Here is a 23509-nt window from a genome sequence, read left to right on the forward strand (position 1 = left end):
TTGCATGCGACAACCTGCGGATGAAAGACCACAATGGTGCCGTCGCAACCGGTGTGATCCCGCAGGGGGTTCCCCAAAGCGAGGAGAAACAGCATATGACCCTGAAAGTTTTACTGGCCCCTTCGGGCTTCAAGGAGAGTTTGAGTGCGGAGGAAGTGACCGAGGCCCTGGCTGCGGGCGTTTTACGCGCCTGGCCCGACGCCCATCTTTTGAAAGCGCCTTTGGTCGATGGCGGCGAAGGCTTCACCAAAACTTTGGTCGCCGTCACCGGCGGCACCCTGCATGAGTTGACCGTCACAGGACCGGTCGGCGAACCTGTCGCTTCCCACTTCGGTTTTCTGGGCGGCAGCACGGGCCGCAAAACCGCGGTGCTGGAAATGGCTGCAGCGGCGGGCCTGCGCCTGGTGCCGCGCAACGCCCGGGACCCGTTGCAGACGACCACCTATGGCGTGGGAGAATTGATCAAAGCTGCGCTGGATGCGGGTGCGGAACGCATTCTGGTGGGCTGCGGCGATTCCGGCACCAATGACGGCGGCGCCGGCATGGCACAGGCACTGGGCGTGCGCCTGCGGGATGCCGGCGGGCGCGAAATCGGCCGGGGTGGCCGCGAGCTGCTGCGCTTGCATCAGATCGACCTGAGCCGCCGCGATCCGCGCCTGGCACACACACAGATCGATGTGGCGTGCAACTGGCACAATTTGTTGTGCGGCCCCCGCGGAGTGGCACGGGTCTTTGGCCCGCAAAAAGGCGCCTCGCCAGCAGACGTCGAATTGCTCGCCAAGGCACTCGATCATTATGCCGACATCATCGCAGCGCAAATCGGCTGTGACATTCGCTTCCTGCCCGGCAGCGGTGCCTCGGGCGGCCTGGGCGCGGGCCTGCTGGCCCTGCTTGGCGCCAAGCTGCACCCGCGGTATGACATCGTCATGCACTATTTGCAATTCGATGAGCTCCTGCAGGAAGCCGATCTGGTCATCACGGCGGAGGGCAGTCTGGACGAACAAACGCCCGCCGGCAAAATTCCCGCGGAAGTGGCGCGGCGGGCCAAACAACGCGGTCTGCCGGTTATCGCGTTTGCCGGCAGCCTTGGCCGCAATGTCGAGGTCAACTTTGCGCATGGCATCGATTCCTTCACCAGCATCCTGCAGGCTCCCTGCACCCTGTCCGAGGCAATCGCGCAGGCCCCCATGTTGGTGACGCAGGCCGCCGAGCGTGCCCTGCGAATGGTCAGGGTGGGAATGATGCTGAAACAGGTTCCGTTCTCCTCTGCCACGCCACGGCTGGCTGCCTGAAAGTTTGACGGCCTGTCATTCCGGCAGCGAATGGCCTCGCGCTGCCGGCAGGTGTCACGTGGGAAGCATTCCTTTCACGGAAGCCGAACTCCCGCGAAATTGTCCTTGCTGTTTTCGTGGGAGTTCCCTTTTCGTGGGAGACGAACTCGATTCGTGTGACAGGTGACCGTTCCGGTTGTGTGTCTTGGGTGGATGAAATGTTTCTTTTGGTGAAGCTGTGCGGCTGTCGGAGTTTGGGGACGGGCAACTCACCCACTTTCTTCACTCCGTTTCGATCACCACGCGTTGATAGCGTTTCTTGCCGGCGCGCAGCAGCAGTTCCCCCTTCTCAAAATCAGACAGGCCCACACGCTCTTCGATCGACTCGATGCGGCGGCGGTTGACATATGCGCCCCCCTGTTGGATGAGACGGCGGGCCTCGCTTTTCGAATGCGCCAAACCGGCGGCGTGAAACAAGTCGACGATGCCGATGCCCTCTTTGAAGATGGCGGATTTCATCACGACCTGCGGGGCGCCGGTGCCGTCCCCGCCTTCGGCGAACAGCGCCCGCGCCGCGTCACGCGCCTGGCGCGCGGCCTCCTCACCGTGGATGAGTTTGGTCACCTCGAAGGCCAGCAGCGCCTTGGCCTCGCGCAACTCCGCGCCCTGCAGGGTGCGGAACCGATTGATCTCGCCGAGTGGCAGAAAGGTGTACAACTGCAGCAGCCGCACCACATCGCGGTCATCGACGTTGATCCAGTATTGATAGAAATCATAAGGCGGCATCAGCTCGGCATCGAGCCAAACGGCACCGGCGGCGGTTTTGCCCATCTTCTGTCCGCTGGCGGTGGTGAGCAGCGGTGCGGTGAGCGCGAAGGCCTCCTGGTTTTCGACGCGGCGGATCAACTCCACGCCTGCGAGGATGTTGCCCCATTGATCGTTGCCGCCCATTTGCAGGCGGCAGCCGTGGCGGCGATAGAGCATCAGGAAATCGTAGGCCTGCAGCAGTTGATAGTTGAATTCGAGGAAAGACAGGCCGGTTTCCAGGCGGATTTTGTAGGCCTCGGCGGCGAGCATGCGATTGACGCTGAAGTGCCGGCCAATTTCGCGCAGAAACGTGATGTAGTTCAGCTCCAGCAGCCAGTCGGCATTGTCAATCAGCAGCGCGCCGCCGGCGCTGAAATCCAGCACGCGGCTGAACTGCTGTTGGATCCTGCGGCCGTTGGCAACGATTTGTTCGCGGGTGAGCATCTGGCGCATTTCTGTTTTGCCGCTGGGATCGCCGATCATGGCGGTGCCGCCGCCCAGCAAGACGATGGGCCGGTGGCCGGCGCGCTGCAGATGTCCCAGCATCATGATGGAAAGCAGATTGCCGACATGCAGGCTGGACGCCGTCGGGTCATAGCCGACGTAACAGGTGACGCGGGTTTCGCCGAGCAGTTGGCGCAGCCGGGCCTCATCGGAAACTTGTTCCACAAAGCCGCGCTCGAGCAGGATGTCGTAGGCATTGGTCATGGCTGATAGGGGGGTCCGGTGTTGGAAGTACAGGTGCACAAGGCATTGCATGGACACACTTCCGTCGCGCTCAAGGCGCGGCGGCGCGCTTGCCGCGCAGGGCACGGGCCAGTTCACGGTCGGAGTCGCGTTTGGCTATGGCTTGGCGCTTGTCGTATTGCTTCCTGCCTTTGGCCAGCGCAAGCTCCACTTTGACCCGGCCGTTTTTAAAATAGAGTTGCAACGGCACGAGCGTCAAACCAGTTTCCCTGGTTTTGCCGATCAGCCGGCGAATCTCGTTGCGATGGAGCAGCAGTTTGCGGTCACGCTCGGGATCATGATTGTTGAGGTTGCCATGTGAGTACGGGCTGATGTGCACGCCGTAGAGCCAGACCTCATCGTCCCGCACCGCCGCATAAGCGTCTTTGAGATTGGCGCGGCCCTCGCGCAGACTTTTCACTTCCGTGCCCTGCAGCACAATGCCGGCTTCATAAGTGGCAAGAATCTCGTAGTCATGCCGGGCCTTGCGGTTTTGCGCAATGATTTTTCGTTCGGAGGGTGCCATGGGTCTCGCAAATCAGTTCGATGGTGACAGCAAAGCGTCCGCAACATAGCATTTGCAGCCAAGAAAATCAAGGGTCTTGCCGCCCAACAAAAATGTTGACTTTCGCCTGCTGCTTTAATACATTGCGCCCGCTTCGAAAAGCCGCCGAAGTGGTGGAATTGGTAGACGCGCTGCGTTCAGGGCGCAGTGGGCGAACGCCCGTGGGGGTTCGAATCCCCCCTTCGGCACCAGGAAATCCCCAGAGCAGTCTGCTTGTGGGGATTTTTGTTTTGTTGTAAGCTCAAACGGTTGTATTGCAGCATCCTGCCCGCCATCCTGCACATCCGACCTGGCAAGCCGGCCTTTGAATTGCCGGCCCACCGGTTTCGATTTCACACCAGAGTCAAAAGACAAGCCGTTGCCGCACAGAATGCTTTGCCTGATCCGCCTGGCAGGGAGGCCGGTGGTGACAACTGATGAGAGTTACGTAAACGGAATTTTTGCAATTGCCATGTCTCAGCGTGAGCCATGGGTTCATGCGCGTGTGGCGGCCGCACCGCCGCCGGGTTGCGGTGTACGTCATAACAAATATACACTGTTGGCAAGAACCGGGTGAAGGCGGCCCGGCCGGAATGTGTCCATCCCTCCCATGGCATAATACTTGTCAAGGTCATTCCATCATTTTGAGCAGCCCTGCTCTCGCCGCTGCTGACTTACGAAATCGTCTTTCGTGCTTGGCTGTCTGAATTCGATAAAAGGTTTAAGCAATCATTGGCCTTTGTCGCTATATAACGCTTCATGAGAAAGCTGTCCGGCACGCGACCCTGGAAACCTGCGCCGGTATCAGCGCCGGGCGGGGCGCACACGCAGGACAGCGCCACCAAATCACCATCGACGACAGCGCGCCCTGGCCGGCGGACTGCCGTCGCAGCTTGTTCACTTGAAATTGCATCATGGTTTCTCTCGTGACTCGTTCGACGTCTTTTGGCCTCTCGCTTGTGCTTGCTCTGGCAGGGGTGACCTCCGTGCCGGCGCAAACCACCATTTACGGCGGCCGCGGTTTGATGCGTGTCTTCACCGCCGAGCCGCTGGGCGGCAAACAGATTTTCCTCAATTCGTACTTTCAAACTTTCCTCGAGCCGCCCAAAGAGCGCAGCAATCTCGGCAAGGATCACACGCTGTCGCTGGGCATCACACTCGGCTTGACCAACAGCCTGGAATTCAGCCTGCAGGTGGTGCCCTATCAAGACGACCAGCATCATGCCTGGGGCCCGCCGGGCGACACCCAGGTGGGGTTGAAGATGGCGCTGCCTTTTTCCGGCGCCGGTTTCTCCACCGGTGTGCGTGGTTTCGTCAGCCTGCCCACGGCCAAAAATCACAACGTGCAATTCGAGCCTTATTCCTCCGGTAATGTCGGTGCGGGCTTGCAAGGCCTGCTCACCATCGATATGACCGAGAGCTTTCCGCTGGTGCCGCTGAAGGCATACCTGAATTTCGGTTACTATGATCACACGCTCGATCGCGACTTCTTTGTCGATGATGAAGATCAGTATCTGCTGGGCGCAGGCCTCAAGTTTCCGATTCGTTCGATCACTTTCTACACCGAATATACCGGCGAGATTTTCGCCCACAACAAGCAGTTAAGCTATGCCGAGAATTCCACACGCGTGTCGCAGGGCATGAAGGTGCTGGGGCCGTGGAATCTGATTCTGGATCTGGCGGTGGACGTGGGTCTGGACAAGCCGGCAGCCGTGCGCAGCAATCCCGTTTTCCAAAAGGACTACGCCGATTGGAAGGTGATTTTGGGGTTGAACTATCAGATGGCTTTCAACCGTGAAGGCGGCGCCTCTCCGGCGCTCTCCAGCAAGCGCAGCAGCCGGCGTGCGGACCCCGAACTGGAGCGCGTCCGTCTCAAGCGCGAGGGCGCCAAAGAGGATTTGGAGGAGATGGAGAAATCCTTGCAGGAAGGCAACGATCCCGGGAAAAAAGAGAAGCCATGAATGCTCCGCATGTGATTTGGCCGCAGAGCTGGCGGCGGTTGTCCCTGCTGTTGACCCTCGCGGTGCTGGTTGGCACCAGCCTGCTGGCGCCGCCGGCGGCAGCCCAGGAACAATTGGCCGCCGGCAACCGTGGTGTCGACCGCAACATGGAAAAAGTCGCCTCGCGCATTTATCGCGAAGCCCTCAAGTTCTACTATGATCGCGCCTATTGGAAAGCGGCACGCGAGTTCATCATCCTGCTGGACTACTACCCCGCGTTCAGCCAGGCCGACGCCGTGCTGGCCAATTTGGGTGAATGCCTGTATTCGATGGACATGTTCCGCTCCTCGCACAAGATGTTTCGTTTTCTGGTGACCAAGTTTCCCAAGAGTGAACATGTGGCGCAGGGGCTGTACGGACTGCAGCGCATCCAGTATCAGGCGGAGAATTATGCCGAGAGCCTCAAAGTGTATGAGGCCATCCTCGCGAAATATCCGCACACCGAAGTGATCGACGGGGTGCACTACTTTGCCGGCATGGCTTATTTCCACGAACATGATTATGACAAGAGCATCGCCATTTTGAGCAAAGTCGGTTCACGCAGCGAGTTTTATGATTTCAGCCTGTACACCATCGGCCTGTCTCATCTAAAAAAAAAAGCATCAACAACGCCCTGTCCGCTTTGCGCAAGCTGGTCGGCCTGCCGATTCTCCGCCCAGAGCAGCAGCGCGAGCTCAAGATCAATGCACACCTGACGCTCGGACTCATCTATTATGAGCTGGGTTACTTTCGCGAGGCCATCTCGCACCTGCGCAACATCCCCGTCAACCACAAGGATTACCCGCGGGCTTTGCTGGTGCGCAGTTGGTCGGCGATCAAGATGAACGACTTCCAGAGTGCAGTGATCACCCTCAATGAGTTGATCAAAAAATTCGACGATTCGGAATACGGCGAGGAGGCGCATTTCCTGCTGGGCCAGTCCTACTTGAAGCTCGAGTTTTACGACTTTGCCGTGCAGGAGTACGATTACATCATCCGCAAGTACCCTGAGGGCAACAATGTGGCGGACCGGGTGGCCCTGGTGGAATTGGGCTTGCGGGAGCAGGAAAAGGCGCTGGAGCAGCTCAAGGTGCAGTTGTTGGTGCTGGAGTCGAAGCTGCTCGATTCCATCCGGTTGGACGGCGCCGGCCAGGTGCCCAAGTATATTCAGGATCATTACGACCATCTCGCCAAGTCGCGGGATGAGCTGGTGGACAGTATGCTGGCGGAGCGCCGGCTGTTCGAAGAAGTGTCGCAAAAAGTCGAACAAGTTCGCTCGGATATCACGCGAATGGAGTCGCGGCGCCATTGGCGGGCTTATGCCGAATATGGCAAGGCGCGGGCGTTGTTTTTGAAGGGAATGCCGAAGTGATGCAGGTTGTTTGCCTTGCAAAATGAGGTCACGCCAAAAATGAAACACGTCATCAAGCGCGCCGGGGCTGCCGCGACGGCCCCACTGTTCGTGCTGGCGCTTGCCGCCACCCTGCTCTGCGGGCGTGGTGCCCAGGCACAAAACCAGGCTGCCACCCCGGCCGCCCGGGCCGCCACCGCCCCGGGAAAGAAGACCCCGGCGGCCACCACCCCGGCCAGCCTGCCGGAGAAGAGGAATGCCTACTTCAAAAACGACAGCATCTACATCGCTGATCTTGACGCTGCCATCGTCAACGCCGAAGAATTGATCCGGAAATACCCGGACAGCGATTTCTCGCCCAGCGTCATGTTTCAGTTGCTGGAATTGTACGTGAAACGTGCCGCCTGGGAGTATCAAAAGCAAATGGCAGCCTATGAACGCGAGCTCAAACGTTTCGATGCCGGCGAGCTCCAGCATGAGCCGGTGCTGCCGCGTGTCAGCTACGCCAAGGCCATTGCCATGGGCTACAAGGTGCTCAACCAGTATCCCACCGCCCCCTTCAACGACAAAATCATCTACCGCCTGGCGCTCTGTCATCTCGAGGAAGGCAACAACGACAAGGCGCGCGACTTCTTCCAGCGCCTGATTCAGGAGTATCCCAACAGCGATTATGTGTTGGAGGCCAATTTCCGCATCGGGGAGGCCTGTTTCGAAAAAAAGGATTATGTCACCGCGGCACAATATTATTCCAAGCTGCTCAACCAGTGGCAGAATCCCTTCTTCAGCATGGCGCTCTACAAGCTCGCCTGGTCCTACTACAACGTCAACGATTATGCCAAAGCCATTAGCACCTTCATCTACCTGATTGACGACATCAACAACATCAAAGAGGTCAAGGATCCCCAGAGCCTGGGCAAGACGCCGGCGGATTTGCGGCAGGAAGCCATCGAATACATCGCACAGAGCTTTGCGGAATACGGCGGACCGGAGAAGGCGCGTGAGTTCCTGGTCAAGTATAACGGCAAGGACTACGGCATCGAAATCTTTTTGAAACTTGCCGAAACCTATCGCGCCCGCAATTTCTACGATGAAGCCATTCGTACGGTGGAGATCACCCTGGAAATGTGGCCGTTCAACGACCAGGCGCCCCTGTTGCAGAATGAAGTGGTGGAGAGCTATCTCAGCAGCGACCAGCCGGAAAAAGCGGAGGCGGCGCGCCTCGCGCTGGTGAACAATTACGGCCCCGGCAGTGCCTGGCTGGAGAAACACCCCGCTGGTGAACAGCGCGAAAAAGCACTGGCGCTGGCCGAGCAGCACCTTTACATCCTGGGCACCGAGGCGCAGGCCCGCGCCCAGGCCAGCAAGGACATCGCCGCCTATCAGCTCGCCATCCAGCGCTATCAGGAATACGTGAACAAGTTTGCCGGCACGCCCAATGCGCCCAAGATCGGCTACTATCTCGCGGAATGCTTCTATGAGACGCGCGATTTTGCCAACGCCGCGGAAGCCTACAAGCGTGTCATGATGAATTACCCCAAGTCGGAATTCAAGGACGATGCGGCCTACAACCGCATCATCAGCCATTTCGAGGAGTTGGCGACCGTCAATCATCCCGACACCACCAGGTTCGCGCTCGCCAATTTTCTGGGCAGCGGCCGGCCGGATACGCTCATCGTGCCCAACGCGGTCTATCCCAAACTGCTGGCTGCGTGCAATGATTTTGCCGTGCTCATGAGCGCCAGCCCGCGCTATCCTGAGGTGTTGATGAAGTATGCCGAGACCCTGTTCAATTTGCAGGCGTACGGCGCGGCGCAGCAGGTCTACGAGAAGATCATCACCACCATCCCCAATTCCCGCTTCGTGGTGCAGGCGCATCTGCTGCATGCCCAATGCTCGATGGAGCTGCACAACTATCTGCTCGCAGAAAAATGGGCGCGCAAGGTGGTGGAGCAGTTCCCCGATTCCACCGTGCAGCTTGACCGCGCCCGGCGTCTGATCAGCTCGGCGAAGTTCAAGCTGGCGGACGGTTTCAAAGCCAGGGGCGAGCACAACATCGCGGCGGTCGCCTTTGAAAATATCGCCGCCAGCAGCCAGGATTCCACCATTGCCGAGCTGGCGCTGGCGGAATCGGCGACGGCGTATGACAAGGCCGGCAACAAGGTCAAGGCCATCGAGATCTACGAAAAATTTCATTTCCGCTTCCCCGCCTCCCCGCGCGTGGATGAAGCGCTCTACCGCGCCGCGCTGTTGTGCGAGGAAGACAGCAAATGGACGCGTGCCGCGCAAAACTACCTGGCGCTGGTCGCCGCGCGGCCCAACTCACCCTATGCCGGCAAGGCCATCTTCGCAGCGGCGCGCTGTTATGAAAGTGCGGGCTTGCAGGAGAATGCCTTGAAAACCTATGATCGCTTCCTGGCCGGCAATCCCACGGACACCGAGCAGGCCATGGAAGCGCTGTGCCGTGCGGGTGACATTTGTTTCAAACGGCAGGATTACCGCCTGGCAGCCGGCTACTTTGGCCGGGTCACCGAGGTCTTTCTGCAGGCACAGCGCAACGGGCAGCCGGTCGAGCCTTACTTCCCTGCGCAAGCGCAGTTCATGCTGGGCGAGATTCAATTTGAATCCTACCGCCTGGTCAATCTCGAACCGCCACTCGACAAGAGCCTGCAGCGCAAGCAGGCCCTGTTCAAAGATGTGCAGACGGCCTACACCACCGCGGCAAAATATCAAGTGGCGGAATGGGCCACGGCGGCGGTGCATCGCATCGGTGCGGCCTTTGAAGAATTCGCGCGCGCCTTTTGGGAGTCGCCGCGGCCGGCGCTCGAAGGGGATTTGAAGGCGCAATATGAGCAGAAGCTGGAAGAGCGCATTCGCCCGTTCAAAGAAAAGGCCTTTGAAACCTACCAGGCGAACTTGCGCCAGGCGCATGAGAACGACATTTCAAATGAGTGGGTCGAGCAAAGCCGCATGCGCTTGCAGGCGCTCGCCGGTGAGCTGGGCCGTGAGCTGCCCGCGGAGGAACAGGCCCTGCCGGCCACCAACGGCCATCTGAACGCGCCGCCGGTCGGCGAAGGCGGTGCCCAGGCCATGCCGCCGGTGACGGGCACGGCCAAGCCTGCCGAAATGCAATCGGCGGCGGCCGCAGCCGCAAAAGGCAATCAGAAATGAAACCGGTTTCAGTCTGCGGCACAATTGCCGGAGACGGAGAACCGCTCGAGTTGGCTGAAAGTGAGGCAACGAGTGCCATGAGGAAAATACTCACCAGGATGTGCCGCGCCGCGCTGTTGGCGCTGCTGCTCGCGCCGGCGGCCGGCCGGGCGCAGCAAACCGCGGCGCCCGACACCGCGTTGTCGGCCGCGATGCAGGACACGAGCGACACGCCCGCAGTCGATGAAAATGCCGCCAGTGCCAGAATCTTCATGAAGAACATCGAAGTGCTGGGCACCATTGCCAAGCCGCAGGCGCTGTTCATCATCCCCGGTCGTGATCCGAAGGTGGACGGCATCGAAATCGACCGCTCCTTCTTTCGCGACATCTTCCGGCCAGTCGAGAAGGATTACCATCCCCAGAATACCCGCCGCTATCTCAAGGATCAAACACTCTGGTGATTGATCACAACCCAGTGCTGCAGGGAACAGGATGGACCTTAGTCCGGCTGGCCGCACCGCCCGCCGGCGGTGAGCGTTTTGCCCGGCGGCGGCTGCCGCACGGGCGCCCTTTTCCGACATTCTTTTTTCTTTCAAATTGGTTCCAAGTCAAGGAGGTTTGAACCGGTATGGGTGCAATAGTCAATTTCTTCGTGGCAGGCGGAAGCTGGATGTGGGCCATCCTGCTCACGATGATTGTGGCGATGGCGATCATCATCGAGCGCTTCATTGTGCTGAACTTCAAGAATCGCATCGATTCGGCCGCTTTCGTCAACAGAATTTTGGAGTTGATTCAACGCGGCAATATTGCCAACGCGGTGGAGCTCTGCAGCATGTCGCAGGCCGCCCTGCCGCGCATCACGCGCGCCGGGCTGGAGGAGTTCATGAAGAACCCCGCGGAGGTGCAGCATGCCATGGAGGTCGCGGCGATGTCGGAAATCCCCAAGATCGAAAAACGCACCTCCTATCTGTCGCTGCTCGCCAACATCGCAACCCTGCTCGGGCTGCTCGGCACGATCTTCGGACTGATCGACTCCTTTGCCGCGGTCACCAATGCCGATGCCTCGCAGAAAGCGGCATTGCTGGCTTCCGGCATCGCCGTGGCGATGAACACCACCGCCTTCGGCCTGATCGTCGCCATTCCCACCCTGATTTTTTACTCGATGCTGAATGAGCGCATTTCCGCCATCACCGACGAGATCAATGAAAATACCGCGCGCATCTTTCAACGTTTGAGCCGCACCAGGATCACGAAATGAATCTCAAAGCAGCCCTGGGTGGCCGGCGCAAACCCGCCGGCGACCTCGACATCATGCCGGTGATGAATCTCTTTCTCATCCTGGTGCCCTTCCTGCTGGTGACCGCGAGTTTTGTCGAGCTCGCCGTGCTGGATATTTCCCTGCCGGAGATGCGGTCCGGCAACCGCCAGGCGCAGGCGCCACAACAGGCGCAGGAGCACAAACCCGCGGTGTTGAATCTGCTGGCGATTCGTGAAAACGGCATCGAGTTGAAAAGTCCGACTTTTACCTTCGGTCTGATCCCACGCCGGCAGGAGGGCTATGACTACGACCTGCTGAAGTCCTATCTCACCCAGGTCAAACAGAAGTTTCCGGAAGCAGTGGACGTGGTGATCGCGCCGGAGGACAACATCCGCTATCAAGTGGTGATCGATGTCATGGACCGCTGCCGCGAGGCCGGTTTCCCCAACGTTTCAATCTCAGGTTGAAATATGTTACAATCAGGAGCTTCCGCCGACGGTTTGAAAAAAGTGGGCCGCCGCAAACGCGAACTGAATATGTCGCTGCGGCTCACCTCGATGATGGACATGTTCACGATCCTGCTGGTGTTCCTGCTCAAAAGCTTTTCCGCGGAGGGCCAGTTCGTCACGGTCAGTCCGGAGTTGACCCTGCCCAAATCGACCAGCACGATCAAGCCGAAAGTGGCGCCCATCGTGGCAGTGACGAAGGAATGGGTGATGCTGGATGACAAGCCGCTGGTCAAGATCGACGATATCGATTTGGGCGCCGGCCTGCAGATTCCGGCGCTGCAGCAATCCCTGCAATTTTCGCGTTCGGTGGCGGAGAAGTTGGGCGCCCAGGAGGAGCGTTTCGGCTTTCAAGGGAAAGTGGTGATCATGAGTGATCGCGACATGCCGTTTGCCATCATCAAGCGGGTGATGGCCACCTGCGGCGCCACCGGTTACAACAACATGGAACTGCTGGTTTACGGCAATCCCTCGTGAGCCAGGGATGCGAATTCATCAAACATGCGATAGAGAATGGCAGGTACCCAACACTTGAAGCTGCGCATCGAACGCAACGGTGAAGTGCGCGAACGCCATTTGCGTCAGAAGGAAGCCTTGAGCATCGGTCGCAGCCCGGACAACGACATCGTGCTCTATGGCGAGCATTTCCCCAAGAAGATGCAGATGTTCGTGCCCAACGGCAACGGCTACGAATTGCGGCTGCTGGAGGGCTGCCGCGGCGAGGTGGTGCAGGACAACAAGCGACTGGACTTCACGGATTTGTTGTCGCACGGTCTGTTGCCCAAACGGGACGGCTACCCCTGCATTGCCCTCAGCCCGGGCAAATTCGGTTTTGTTCATCTCGGGGATGTGCGCATCGACTTCGCTTTCGACAGCACGCCAGTCGAAACGCTCGACTTTGCCGGCTTCTCACCAATGCAGGCGTTTCTCAAAAACCTGCAGGAAGACGGCCTGTTCCGCTCGGTCCTGACGGCGTTGTTGATGACCAGCGCGGGCGTCTCTTACTGGCTTAGCACGATTCCGTTTGCCCCGCCGCGACAGGAGGTTGTCGTCGAGCAGGTGGTGCGCCGCATCAGCAAGTTTATCCCCAAAGTTCAGGAGCCACCGCCTCCGCCACCGCCGCTTGCCCAAACCAGCACTGCCGGGGCGGACGCAAACAACCCCAAAAATGAGAAAAAGGAGGGCGCGCAGGAGGGCTCTACCAAAGAGCGCGAAGGCAAAGGCAATGCGGGCTATGGCGAAAAGACGGAGAATCCCGGACAGGGCGTCAACCTCGAAAATATGGCGGCACTGGCGCTGCTGACCGGCAGCGGCAGCAGCGATCAGGGAAGCGGCGTGCTGCAGCAGTTGCTCGATGATGACCTGGCCACCAGTCTCACCAGCGTGGTCACCAATACCAAGTTGACCGCCGGCGGCCGCGGCAAGTCCGGACAGGGCCAGGCGGCGGATCCGAACGACATTCTGGCCGCCAGTCTGATCGGGGAAGGCGAGGGTGGTGGCGGTGCCAAAATCGATGAGATTCTCGCAGGCGACATCGGCTCACAGAAGAAAGTGAGTTTGGAAAAGGCGGCGCGGGTGCGGGTTGAAACCATGAGCAAGACCGGCGGCTCACAGGAGGCCATGGGCGCGCGCAGCGAGGAATCCCTGCGCGCCGTGCTGATGAAGAACATGGGGCGCCTGCAGTACATCTACAACAAATATCTCAAGCTCAACCCCGACATCGGCGGCAAGGTGCAGGTCGAGATCACCATCAACGCCGACGGCACGGTGGCGAAGGCCGTGGTGCTGAGCTCGGAAATTGCCATCCCGGAGTTCCAGAATGAGATCGTCGACGCCATCAAGCGCTGGAAGTATGATGCCATCGCCAGCGGCGCGATGACCGTCGTTTGCCCCATCGTGTTTTATAAAGTTTGAACACGGCCGCGGCGCCCCCGGCACGGCAGAGATCTGAGCCGGCGGATTTATTGTTCCTTCAGACTATTCGCAAGACACGACTCGGCCGGCAGCATGCGGCCGACTGCAACACCCAACGGAAATTCCCCTGCAGAGCAACCGCTTCTGCCGGGGAATTTTTTTCGGAGCCAGCCTGCCGTGGAGACCTCGGCGTTTTCACCGCGCGCTCCAGTGATGAGCGGGAGACTGGACTGTTTCGTGTCCGTCCAAAATCACTGACTTTGCAACGGCTGTTCCCGCAATGGCCTGGCCCTCCTCTAAAAATCGCGTCAGATCATGCGAAATGCTACAGGCCACTCCCAACGGCGTTTAAAGACATGCAAGCTTCCCCTCTCTACAAACAGTCACTCCTGACGGAGTTTTGGGAACACGCCATTTCTTCCCGGCACAAGCAAGTCAGCATGCCAAATTCAGGTTGTATCCTCCGGCTCAGCCGTGGTGGGAACGTTTGGGGAGGGAAATTATTTTTTACAGAAGTATGTTTTCCGCCTGGCACGCGGCTACTTCAATAACCTGTGGAAGTGGCCCGCCTGATGCCATTCGGGCGAATCGTCGCAAAAAATTGATTGAACTTGGGCGAGTCAGTTTCCCCCCGCCTTCCAGTGCAACCGCACGGCCACGCCCTGTGCCTGATGTTCAAACACCAGCCAATGCAGCATGCCGTCATGCGTGCTCGTGAGAGTGACGGGCGCGCCCGCGTGGCTTGCCGTCACCTGCACCTGCGGTGCGGGCGCAAACACGAGCACGCGCGCCTGCCTGCCCGCCGGCCCTTTCACGACAAAGGAAAATTCGCCCTGCTGTCTGCGCTCCTGCGTGATGGCCGCCGAGGCCGCCAGCACATGGGCGGCGGCGCTGTCGAGTTTGGCGAGATCGAACAGCAGTGCCTGCCCGCCGGGCGCAACCCTGATTTGCCTGCAGCGGGGAAGTTGCGGGTCAAACAAATCGATGAAATCGCCGGCGAGTATCTGGGCGCTGGTATCCGCGGTTTCGGCAAAAGTGGCGGCGACAAGGTAGGGCCCGCGGCGCAAGCGCAGGTAGTTTTGCGGTATGATTTTCCGTCCCGCCGGCAGCGCTGCCCCCGCCAGTTGCAGCAGATAGCGGGCTGACTCCTTTTTTTGCGCATAGCCGGCGGGGTCCTCGGTCAAATAGATGAACGACCCCATGCCCACGGGATTGCGGCCGGGCTTGGGCCAATAGCCGAGTTTGAGCGTCTCAAACAAATGTTCTGCCGGCTGCACATAGTCAAACATGCCGCGGCGCCACCACTCCGTGACGCGATTGAAGGGATCGTTGCCGGCGTCGATGAAAATCAGCGTGCCACCTGCCCGCACCCAGTTGCTCAGGCGCTCATGCCATTCGTGATCCTGCGGCTTCATGAAGGAATAGCTCAGGAAAATCACCTTGCAGCCGGTGAGATACTGGGGCAGATGCAGGTTCTCCATCACCAGCGGCTGGATGAAAACCCCGTGTTTAAGCAGCGGCAGCGCCAGGCCGTAGAAAAACGACAGCAGAGAATCTGCGGGCGCCGGTGCGGCGCGCTGCAACAGCATGGACTCGCTCAGCAGGATACCCACCCCGTGCTCGGCGGCCTCGTGTGCGGTTTCCGGTTGGCGCATGTTGCCCAGTGCGTGAGCGATAATCAACATCATTTGCAGCAAGCGGCTGGCGCTGTCGGCCGGTGCGTGGCTGCCAGCCGCCGCCACACCGGGCAACTCATACTGCCAATGTGCCGGGTAAAACAAGGCCGCCGCCACCTGCGCGCGCAACCGGCTTTCGGCCTCCGCCATCGAAATCGATGTGCTTCCTTCAAAGGGGTTGATTTGCAGCCAAAGTTGTTTGTCATGGCCGCGGACTTGATTGGCAAACAGACCGTATTCCAGCAGGGCATTTTCGAAGGGCCGGACAGCCACGACGCCGGCATAGCGGCTGGCGGCCGTCAATGCCTCGGGGCCAACTCTGGCGAGCAAACCATCGCAATCCGGAATGTGCAGGCCGCGGGTGGCCGGACCGACGGCCCCGCGACGGCTGTTGGTCAGCAGGCTGGGGGTGGCGAGGTAACAGGCCACCTCGCGATTTGTCTCTTGCGCGCGTTTTTTGGCGTGGGCAAACAGCCTCACCAGCGCCTCCCAATACAGCCGCTGCTGGTGTTTGCTCATGGCATAGCGCAGGCTGGCGGATTGCGAGGGATTCTGCCAGGGGCTGGCAGTGGCCTCCTGCCAGACGCGCTGAAATGCCGCGCTGGAATCCGCGCCCGGCAGAAAGGCGGGATCATCAAGAATGACGGCCGCCGCGCCACAATTCAGCGCGTGTGTGATTTTGGCCTCGAGATAATGGAGAAACGCAGGCGTGGGGAACAATTCGGGGTTGCTGCTTTCCGGCGCCGCAAGCTGATATTCACCGGGATGAGGCGTGCCGTCCCACGTACCCAGCACATAGTCCTGATACGGCCCGCGATTGAGAACGAGGTTGAAGTACACTTGCACACCCTGTGCGCGCCATCGCTGTGCCGCCGGGAGAAAGGTGTCGTCCGCATTGCTGAGCAACACCGCCTGGACCTGGCTTGCCAGCGCTGCAGGCTGCCCGGCAGCCACACGCAGACATGTGCGGGCGATGGCTGTCGTGTCGCCGGGCGATTGTGCCACGACGGGCAACGGCAGCCAGAACGAGCAGAGCACAGCGAGTGTGACGGGTTTTAAATTCATGGCCATCCTTGCAATGTGAGGAATAGTTCCGAGCGCGACAAAGCCGCGTGTGCGAGTCCCGCCGCGCTGCGGCAGTCAAAAGCACAGACCGGGGGAGCTTCATCATGGCGTCAGGGCCCGCCGCGGGAATTGAGGGGCTGTTTGCGTCCAGCAGCAGAGAATACCGGCAAGGCGGGGCAAACGCGGGCAGCGCTGCCAGGTTTTGCTCGCAAAAACACTTGGCTTTCGCGGTGACGGCTTGCTATATTGCGCCCGGCGAGTACGCCCGGAAAATCACGGCAGGCCGGGTGACAGGCACGCACTTTACACCTGCGACAGGTTTTCTTCGTCCACGCACTGAGGCCGGCGGGTGAATACCGTTTTACCCCCATCGAGATGAATATGGATCTGCGACAGTGGTTGTTCAAATATCGCAGCTACACACCGATTCCCCTGTTGCTCGTCATTCTATGGCTGGCCAATCCCACGCCCCTCAGTTTGATCTCCGGCTTTTTGATCGCTTTGACCGGTGAGAGTTTGCGCCTGTGGGGCGTGCGGCATGCCGGCGGTGCCACCCGCACGACTGGACCGGTCGGCGCCGGCGCGGAGTTGATCACTCACGGCCCGTTTGCCCACGTGCGCAACCCGCTTTATCTCGGCAATTTTGTTCTGAGTCTGGGCCTGTGTGTGATGGCCAATGCCTGGATGCCGTGGATGTTGCTGGTGTTCGTGACGGCCTTTGCCTGGCAATACCGCCAGATCATTGCTCTCGAAGAAGAACACTTGCAGCAGCGCTTTGGTCAGGTTTATACCGACTATTTCAACCATGTGCCGCGCTTTTTGCCGCGTTTGACACCGTTCAAAAAGCAGCAGGTCGAAGTGATGCCGCTCCGCCGCGCGCTCAAGATCGAACGCAATACGCTCATGAGTTTTGCGGCGGTCAGCCTGGCGATATTTTTGCTCTGGCGGTTTTGAAAGCGTGGCAAACGGCGCAAGCGGGCAGCGGGTCCGGGCAGTGCCCGCCGACCAAAATCCCGGCCGCCCGCGAGAAGCCCGTCCGGCACAAAAGTACTTCTTCTCTCATGCCTTTCTCTCCCGACATTCTCATCGTGGCCGGCGAAGCCAGCGGTGATTTGCATGGCACGCGGCTGGTGCAGGCGCTCAAAGCCGCGGCACCCGCCTGCCGGATCTTCGGCATCGGTGGCGACGGCATGGCCGGCGCCGGCATGGAACTGCTCTTTCACATTCGCGACATGGCGGTGGTCGGCTTCTCGGAAGTCATTCGCCATCTGCCCTTCCTGCGCAAAGTGATGGCCGCCTTGCTGGCGGAAGTGGAGCGCCGGCGGCCGGCGGTGGTCATCCTGATCGACTATCCCGGTTTCAATTTGCGGCTGGCGCAGCGGCTGCGCCCGCGCGGTTGCAAGATTCTCTATTACATTGCACCGCAAGTGTGGGCGTGGGGCGGAAATCGCATTGCCAAAATGGCGAAGCTGGTGGACGAGATGGCCGTGGTGTTCCCCTTCGAAGCGCCGTTGTTTGCCAATGCCGGTCTGCGCACACATTTTGTCGGCCATCCCCTGCTGGAAGGATTGTCGCCCCGTCTCTCCCGCCGGGAGTTTTTGGCGGCACACGGCTTCGTGGAAGGCAGGCCGTTGCTCGGCCTCCTGCCCGGCAGCCGCCATCATGAGATTGTGCGTCTGCTGCCGGATATGATCGCCACTGCCCGGATCTTGCAGCAGCAACACCCCGGCCTGCAAATCGCTGTGGCCCAGGCCCCGACTCTGCCGGCGCGCCTCTATCAGGAAATAATTCCAAACGGTGACGTGCGCCTGCTTGCCGGAACCACTTATGAATTGATGCGTGACAGCACCGCCTGCCTGGTGTGCTCCGGCACGGCCACACTGGAGACCGCCTGTTTCGGCACGCCGCTCGCGATCGTCTATCGTGTCTCGCGGCTTTCCTATGCCATCGGCAAGCGCCTGGTCAAGCTGCCATATATTGGTCTGGTGAATGTTGTGGCCGGCCGCCTGATTGCGCCGGAATTTGTGCAGCAGGCATTCCAACCGCAGCGTGTGGCCGGGGCATTGTCGCCCTATTTGCAGCCGACACCGGAGCGCGCGGCCATTTGCCGGGCCTTGCAGCAGGTGCGCGAGCGTTTGGGCACGCCCGGTGCCAGCCAGCGCACCGCTGCGATTGCCTTGCGCCTGGCCGGCGCGGGCGAAAATCTCATGCCCCGCCCGGTCACGGCGGCGTAGTTGAGGTCCCTGCTGACTTTTGCCTTGCACGTCTTGCCGGTTCCTTGACGCGTGCAATTGCACTCCCGGTGCGCGTGCGGATTCGAGCCGGGGCCGCACGCCACGGCCGGTGAAACAGACTTCTGCTTCCATTCTTGGGGATTGAAGCGCAGACAGGCAAAAAAAAACAGGCATGCGGCGGTCGCCGACATGCCTGCGAGAGATGGGCTGTGACAGGTTATCTCACAATCCACACGCCGCCCACCAGGTGATGGCCGCAGCGGGGGCCGTGCACATGTCCCTTGAGGTAAAACCAGCGGTTGCCGTGGCGGTAATGTCCGCAGTGCACCGTGTGAACGTGGCCGGCGTCGATTACCACCACCCGGGCGCCATGAGGGTGCCGTGCCGGGGCCGCACAACTGCCCAGTGTGACGGGCACGAGCAGCAGGCCGATAACCGGCAGCAGGCGGGTAATGCCTCTTGTTTTCATGGAATCATACTCCGCAGTTTGATCGCGAGGGAGCCGTGCCTGCCCGGCTGTCACAGCCGGCACAGGTTCGCAGCGTCTCCCGTCAGTTTTTCCGATCTTCCCGGGTTTCGCGACGATCCTCGCGCCATTCCCGTTTGTCTTCCGCCACTTCGCGCAAACCGAGTTTGATTTCTTCGCGCAACAGGGCAAGATAATCTTCCAACAATCGTTTTTGTTTCTCCTGCAGGGCTGCCTCCAGCGGCTTGTCGGCGGCGTCGATTTGTTTTTGCAAAAGCCGCAGCTCATGGGCAATCGCGAGTTTGCAGTTGAAAATCTCCTCCGCCTGGCGGGCATCCGCCGCGTCATCACGGCGATCGCGGCGGTCATCACGACGGTCGTGGCGATCGTCGCGCAACTGCCGCAGTGAGCCGTCGCCATCATGGCGTTCCTGCCGCACTTTCCGTCGCGCGGCTTCCAGCTCCTTCTGTGACTGGCGCAGCTCGCGGTTGGCCTGCTGAACTTCGGCACCGGCTTCGCGCAAATCCTGCCGCAGCGCCAGCGCGATTTTTTGTTCCACCGCCTGCAGCGCAATCGTCTCACCCCCCTGGCGCAGAGTGTCCCACTGCAGGATGAGATCCGAAAGCCGGTCGAGATCGCGGTGGTCATCGGCGACGTGAGCCGACGCGTGTGCGATACCCGCCTGGTCCTGTAACCGTTCTTTGGTATTGCGTGCCGGTTGTGCCGCCGCCTGGGTCGCGCCCAGCCCGGCAAGCGTGAGGGAAAGGACCACGCGGAAAAGACCACGCAAGTTCATACCTTCTCCATAAAAAAGGAATCGCTGCTACTGTGGTCGGGAATTTTTCTGCTGCCGCAGATGCCACCTGCCAGGGCAAGAATATTGCCACGGTCGGCAGGCATGACTTCACAAGAACTTGCCGTGATGAGAGAAACAGCAGTGCACAGACAAGGTCAAAATCAGCTCAAAAAGCCGTACCGTTTCGAACAGTGCCGGCACAGACAACCTGACTGGCGCGGTCAGGGAAGGTTGGTCGGTATGAGGCACAATCCGGTGATGTTAAATTTGTCTGACGGTTGGTGAGTGAGAGCGGACTGAGGGAAGGTCGTAGCGGCCGGCATGGTCACGAAAATGTCGTAGGGCGGGCTTCCAGCCCATTGCCACTAATTTTTCAAACAAAGCAAAATAACTCTCACGCCAAAAGTTTTTCTGCAGCTATGGTCCAACAACAAGCCGCAGCACCGCGCAAATCACACAAACCACCGGCTCTTCCCCTTGTGCCCCCGCGGGATTGCGTGATTCAAAAATCTTCGCGGTGACAGTTCAGCCTCTTTTTGATCTGCCACGACTTGATCGTGGCATTCCTGCAGAAAGCATCCGCAGGATCGCAAGATAAAGCCACAGTCGAACCGTGGCGGAACGGTTATTCTTTTGGAAACCCCTGCGGCTTTGCGTCCGTGCGTGTTTTGGCTTTGGGATTTTATCGCGTCGCAAAATTTAGCCGCATTGGGCTGCCAGTCTGCAGGCAGACAAGGCGTCCAATGTCACCAACTTTTCAAGCAAAGCAAAAAACTCCCGGACAAAGACGGGAAACCGCGGAGGTTTTGCAAAGATTTTCAAGCCACCAAACCCACCAGGAGCACGAGGGAAAACTTGATCGCCCTGGTGATCTTTGTAGTGATAAGACGCGTGTTCGGCAATTCCCGGGGAAAACTCGTTGCGTCTCCATCAAAGCTCCGAAGCCGGGCCCCGGCCGGCTTGTCAAGAGCGCTTGCGGGGCGGATCAAAGAATGGCGTCTTGACCACCGTTGCGCCGGCGTGTTCGCGGGCAAACTCCACCGTGATTTCCATTTCAACCTTGGTGCCGAGCGCGGCAAATTGGCTTTCGACTGTGCCGATGGCGATGAACTTTTTGAGAATTGGTGAAAAAGTGCTGCTGGTTGCCTGGCCGATTTGACGGCCGTCGCGGTAAATGGGCACCGCCACGCGGGAGGCGCGGCCGGCCACTTGCGGTGGCAGGTCCGCCGCGGCATAGAGCGATTCCAATTCCTCCCAGTCCACTTCGAGACCGACGAAGCGCCATTTCGGGCCGCGCATTTTTTCAGCCCACAGGGCGCGGCGACCGATAAAATCGCCCTTGTTGAAGTCGACCGTCCACTCCAGTCCCATTTCCAGCGGAGATGATTTGCGTGCGGCGGTGAGCGCCTTGTGGCTGGAGACATAGTCCACGTCGCCGAGCAGCAAAGCCGCCTCCACGCGCGCAATGTCCATCGCGACCATGCCGACCGGCATCAGGCCGTAATCCCTGCCCCTGTCCATCAGCGCGTCCCATAGTGCCTCCGCATGTGCGGGTTCAAACCACAATTCGTATCCCAAATCACCGGTGTAGCCGGTGCGGGTGATGGTGAGCGGCCTGCCGGCGAGCCGGCCATGTGTCAGGCGAAAATATTTGAGCGCCGCGAAGTCCACCCCGGTGACGATTTGCTGCAGAATCTCGCGCGATTTCGGCCCCTGCAGGGAGAGCGCCGCCAGCGCGGTGCTGACCTCCTCGACCCGGGCCTGCATCCCGTAGCCGCAGTCCTGAAACCAGCGCAGATTGGGATCGGCGGAGGTGATGCGAAAATGGTCGTCTGCCAGACACGCCACCGTGCCGTCGTCGATCATCTTGCCCTGTTCATCGCACCAGGGCGTGTACATCACCCGGCCCGGCTGGCAGGTCTGGGCCGAGCGCGTGATGATGCGATCCACCAGCCGCCTGGCCTCCGGCCCGCGGATGTCATATTTGAACAGTGGTGAAACATCGATCAAGGCCGCGGCGTTGCGAATGGCATAATACTCGCGTTCATGCGAGAATTCATAGACACTCACCGCGGCATAGCCCGCCCAATTGCGCCAGTCCATGCTCTGGCAGAGCGGTGCCATGCGTGAATAGAAGGGAGAGGGGATCGGCATGAGGGCTTTCGGTTCGTGTGTATCATTCAGCTTGACCAGCAGCCGGATACGCCGGCACAAACACCGGCCAAGGTAAACAGAAATCATGGTGAATGCAAGCCGGGAAGCGCAATGGCGGCGGCAGGCGGGTCCCCATGCCACAAATGCCTTGCGTTTCAAATTCCAGCAGTGTATTATCTTGCTCAATTTCAAGCTCGCATCGTTGCCGCCAGGCCCCACCCAAAAGGATCACGGTTGCGCCGTCATCGCATGATCACCACACCCAAAGCTGTGAGCCTTTGTCATCGCACCAGGCCACTTCCACAGGCACGCCGATCTGTGGCAATGAGTACGAATTTTCGGCATGGACATTCTCAATCATCTTGCGCCGCGGCGATTCCGCGCCGTTGATGACCTGCTCGCTTTCATTTCGATTTATGAGGATACCCGCCGCACCCGCGCCTTGCGCGGCTTGTTGCGCCAGCATCAGAAACAAATCCATGACCACGTTTGCGTGGAGGGCGGCTGCGGCCTGGCGCTCTTTGCCGCGGAGATGGCGCGTCTGGGCGCGCGGCGCGTGTATGCGGTGGAACAGAATCCGCTGCTGACCCGACTCGCGCGGCAGCGGCTGGAGCAACTGCCGGCCGCGCTCCGCCGCCGCATCGAGGTGATTGAAATGCCGCTGCAGGAGTTCCGGCCGCCGCTGCCGGTCGCTGTGCTGGTGCAGGAGTTTTACGGCCAGTTGCTGTATGATGAAGATTTGTTTGTGCTCGAGCAGTTGCGTTTTCGTCCGCAACTCGTTCTGCCGGATGGCGGGGAATTGCGCGCCGGAGTGGTCTCTGCGGCGAAATACCTCGACCGCGAAGTGACGGGGGAGGTGCTGCAGGCTCTCGCGGGCGTGCTGGTCGCCGGGCTGTTCGAAGAGCGTGGCCGCGAGCTCCAGTTTCCCGTGCTGCGCTGGCAGTTCGGCACAGGCCTGGAACAAATCACCGACAGCCTGCAGGGCCGCCGCGGCGATTTGCTCTGTTTCGGGGTGGTGGTCACGCATCGCGGCCGGCGCATTTGCGCCGCCGGTCAGTGCCCGAACTGGTCCTGTGTGTGGACCCCGCGCGTCGCGGATCGCTTCGAATTGGAATTTCGTCCGGCGGCTGCCGGCCGCGAGTGTTACTTTCGCTGGCGCATGTGACCCCGGCGCAAACGCCGTTCCCGCAAGCCCTGTGGTTCACCGGCCCTCCGGAAATGCTTCCCCCGGCTGCGCCGCGGGTGCCCAAACGCCGGGTGTCGCGAAAACTCCGTTGAGCTCATACCACCGCCAATTCATTGCATGGGCGGAAAATTTGGTCATTCGAAAAACCGTCCGGGCACTTGGAGCCTTTGGAAGCCCGATCAATGAAGGGATCCAAAAATCAAAATTGAATTGGAATCAAAACCGCCCGGCGGGTGGCTTTCGCAAGTGGTTAAACATTTATGCAGGAGCCTCTTCAAGGGCTCGCGATTCTGGACAATTGGCGAAAATCTGGCAGTTCCCGGCGCGCGGGGTGGAATAATGCGGGGCTTTTGTACTTGCGTTGTGTGGAGGAACATTCCGGCCCCCTTTGTCATGCTGCAGGCATCCCCCCGGCTCCCGGAATGCCCG

The 23509-nt window shown here is 59.9% G+C and carries 19 protein-coding genes and 1 tRNA gene; 14 read left to right on the top strand and 6 right to left on the bottom strand.

Features of this window, described 5'->3' with window-relative positions:
* The first annotated feature begins 95 nt into the window (after positions 1-95).
* Positions 96-1292, top strand: a complete 1197-nt coding sequence (locus tag ONB52_07280) for a glycerate kinase (protein MDZ7415950.1) — start codon at positions 96-98, stop codon at positions 1290-1292.
* 261 nt (positions 1293-1553) lie between these two features.
* Here the strand turns inward: ONB52_07280 and tyrS are convergent, their stop codons facing one another.
* Both tyrS and smpB read right to left on the bottom strand, forming a co-directional pair.
* Positions 1554-2786, bottom strand: coding sequence for a tyrosine--tRNA ligase (gene tyrS / locus ONB52_07285; protein MDZ7415951.1), 1233 nt, complete (start codon positions 2784-2786; stop codon positions 1554-1556).
* 70 nt (positions 2787-2856) lie between these two features.
* A complete protein-coding gene (gene smpB, locus ONB52_07290; protein MDZ7415952.1) occupies positions 2857-3330 on the bottom strand; it encodes an SsrA-binding protein SmpB in 474 nt (157 codons plus the stop codon).
* A 143-nt stretch (positions 3331-3473) separates the two neighbouring features.
* Between smpB and ONB52_07295 the strand changes: the two genes are divergently transcribed.
* From ONB52_07295 to ONB52_07340, 10 genes are all read left to right on the top strand, one after another.
* Positions 3474-3560 (top strand) — tRNA-Leu (locus tag ONB52_07295).
* A 714-nt stretch (positions 3561-4274) separates the two neighbouring features.
* On the top strand, positions 4275-5309 hold the full coding sequence (locus tag ONB52_07300; GenBank protein ID MDZ7415953.1) for a hypothetical protein: 1035 nt from the start codon (positions 4275-4277) through the stop codon (positions 5307-5309).
* Complete coding sequence (locus tag ONB52_07305) at positions 5306-6043, top strand: hypothetical protein (GenBank protein ID MDZ7415954.1); 738 nt, start codon at positions 5306-5308, stop codon at positions 6041-6043. Before ONB52_07300 ends, ONB52_07305 begins: the two co-directional genes overlap by 4 nt.
* Complete coding sequence (locus tag ONB52_07310; GenBank protein ID MDZ7415955.1) at positions 5971-6699, top strand: tetratricopeptide repeat protein; 729 nt, start codon at positions 5971-5973, stop codon at positions 6697-6699. The genes ONB52_07305 and ONB52_07310 overlap by 73 nt, the downstream gene beginning before the upstream one ends.
* 39 nt (positions 6700-6738) lie before the next feature.
* Positions 6739-9846 (top strand): tetratricopeptide repeat protein, encoded by a 3108-nt coding sequence (locus tag ONB52_07315; GenBank protein ID MDZ7415956.1) that lies wholly within the window; start codon positions 6739-6741, stop codon positions 9844-9846.
* 77 nt (positions 9847-9923) lie between these two features.
* The gene (locus ONB52_07320) at positions 9924-10286 is read left to right on the top strand and encodes a hypothetical protein (GenBank protein ID MDZ7415957.1); all 363 of its coding nucleotides are present in this window, start codon (positions 9924-9926) and stop codon (positions 10284-10286) included.
* Positions 10287-10453: 167 nt separating this feature from the next.
* The gene (locus ONB52_07325) at positions 10454-11083 is read left to right on the top strand and encodes a MotA/TolQ/ExbB proton channel family protein (GenBank protein ID MDZ7415958.1); all 630 of its coding nucleotides are present in this window, start codon (positions 10454-10456) and stop codon (positions 11081-11083) included.
* The gene (locus ONB52_07330; protein ID MDZ7415959.1) at positions 11080-11550 is read left to right on the top strand and encodes a biopolymer transporter ExbD; all 471 of its coding nucleotides are present in this window, start codon (positions 11080-11082) and stop codon (positions 11548-11550) included. Before ONB52_07325 ends, ONB52_07330 begins: the two co-directional genes overlap by 4 nt.
* A gap of 3 nt (positions 11551-11553) precedes the next feature.
* Complete coding sequence (locus tag ONB52_07335; GenBank protein MDZ7415960.1) at positions 11554-12066, top strand: biopolymer transporter ExbD; 513 nt, start codon at positions 11554-11556, stop codon at positions 12064-12066.
* A 36-nt stretch (positions 12067-12102) separates the two neighbouring features.
* Entirely contained in the window at positions 12103-13503 is a 1401-nt protein-coding gene (locus ONB52_07340) for a TonB family protein (protein MDZ7415961.1), read from the top strand.
* A 620-nt stretch (positions 13504-14123) separates the two neighbouring features.
* On the opposite strand, the gene ONB52_07345 is transcribed toward ONB52_07340, so the two are convergent.
* Positions 14124-16244, bottom strand: coding sequence for a hypothetical protein (locus ONB52_07345; protein MDZ7415962.1), 2121 nt, complete (start codon positions 16242-16244; stop codon positions 14124-14126).
* 381 nt (positions 16245-16625) lie between these two features.
* On the opposite strand from ONB52_07345, the gene ONB52_07350 reads away from it, so the two are divergent.
* Positions 16626-17198 (top strand): isoprenylcysteine carboxylmethyltransferase family protein, encoded by a 573-nt coding sequence (locus ONB52_07350; protein MDZ7415963.1) that lies wholly within the window; start codon positions 16626-16628, stop codon positions 17196-17198.
* Between the two features lie 107 nt (positions 17199-17305).
* On the top strand, positions 17306-18478 hold the full coding sequence (gene lpxB, locus ONB52_07355) for a lipid-A-disaccharide synthase (protein MDZ7415964.1): 1173 nt from the start codon (positions 17306-17308) through the stop codon (positions 18476-18478).
* Between the two features lie 217 nt (positions 18479-18695).
* On the opposite strand, the gene ONB52_07360 is transcribed toward lpxB, so the two are convergent.
* From ONB52_07360 to ONB52_07370, 3 genes are all read right to left on the bottom strand, one after another.
* Positions 18696-18947, bottom strand: a complete 252-nt coding sequence (locus ONB52_07360) for a hypothetical protein (protein MDZ7415965.1) — start codon at positions 18945-18947, stop codon at positions 18696-18698.
* Positions 18948-19029: 82 nt separating this feature from the next.
* On the bottom strand, positions 19030-19740 hold the full coding sequence (locus ONB52_07365) for a hypothetical protein (protein ID MDZ7415966.1): 711 nt from the start codon (positions 19738-19740) through the stop codon (positions 19030-19032).
* A 963-nt stretch (positions 19741-20703) separates the two neighbouring features.
* Entirely contained in the window at positions 20704-21894 is a 1191-nt protein-coding gene (locus tag ONB52_07370; protein MDZ7415967.1) for an aminomethyltransferase family protein, read from the bottom strand.
* A gap of 343 nt (positions 21895-22237) precedes the next feature.
* Here ONB52_07370 and ONB52_07375 point away from each other — a divergent pair, with 343 nt between their 5' ends.
* Positions 22238-23059, top strand: coding sequence for a hypothetical protein (locus ONB52_07375; GenBank protein ID MDZ7415968.1), 822 nt, complete (start codon positions 22238-22240; stop codon positions 23057-23059).
* The last annotated feature ends 450 nt before the right edge of the window (positions 23060-23509 follow it).

It is taken from the genome of candidate division KSB1 bacterium (assembly GCA_034506255.1).
In the GTDB taxonomy this organism is placed as follows: Bacteria; Zhuqueibacterota; Zhuqueibacteria; order Zhuqueibacterales; family Zhuqueibacteraceae; genus Coneutiohabitans; species Coneutiohabitans thermophilus.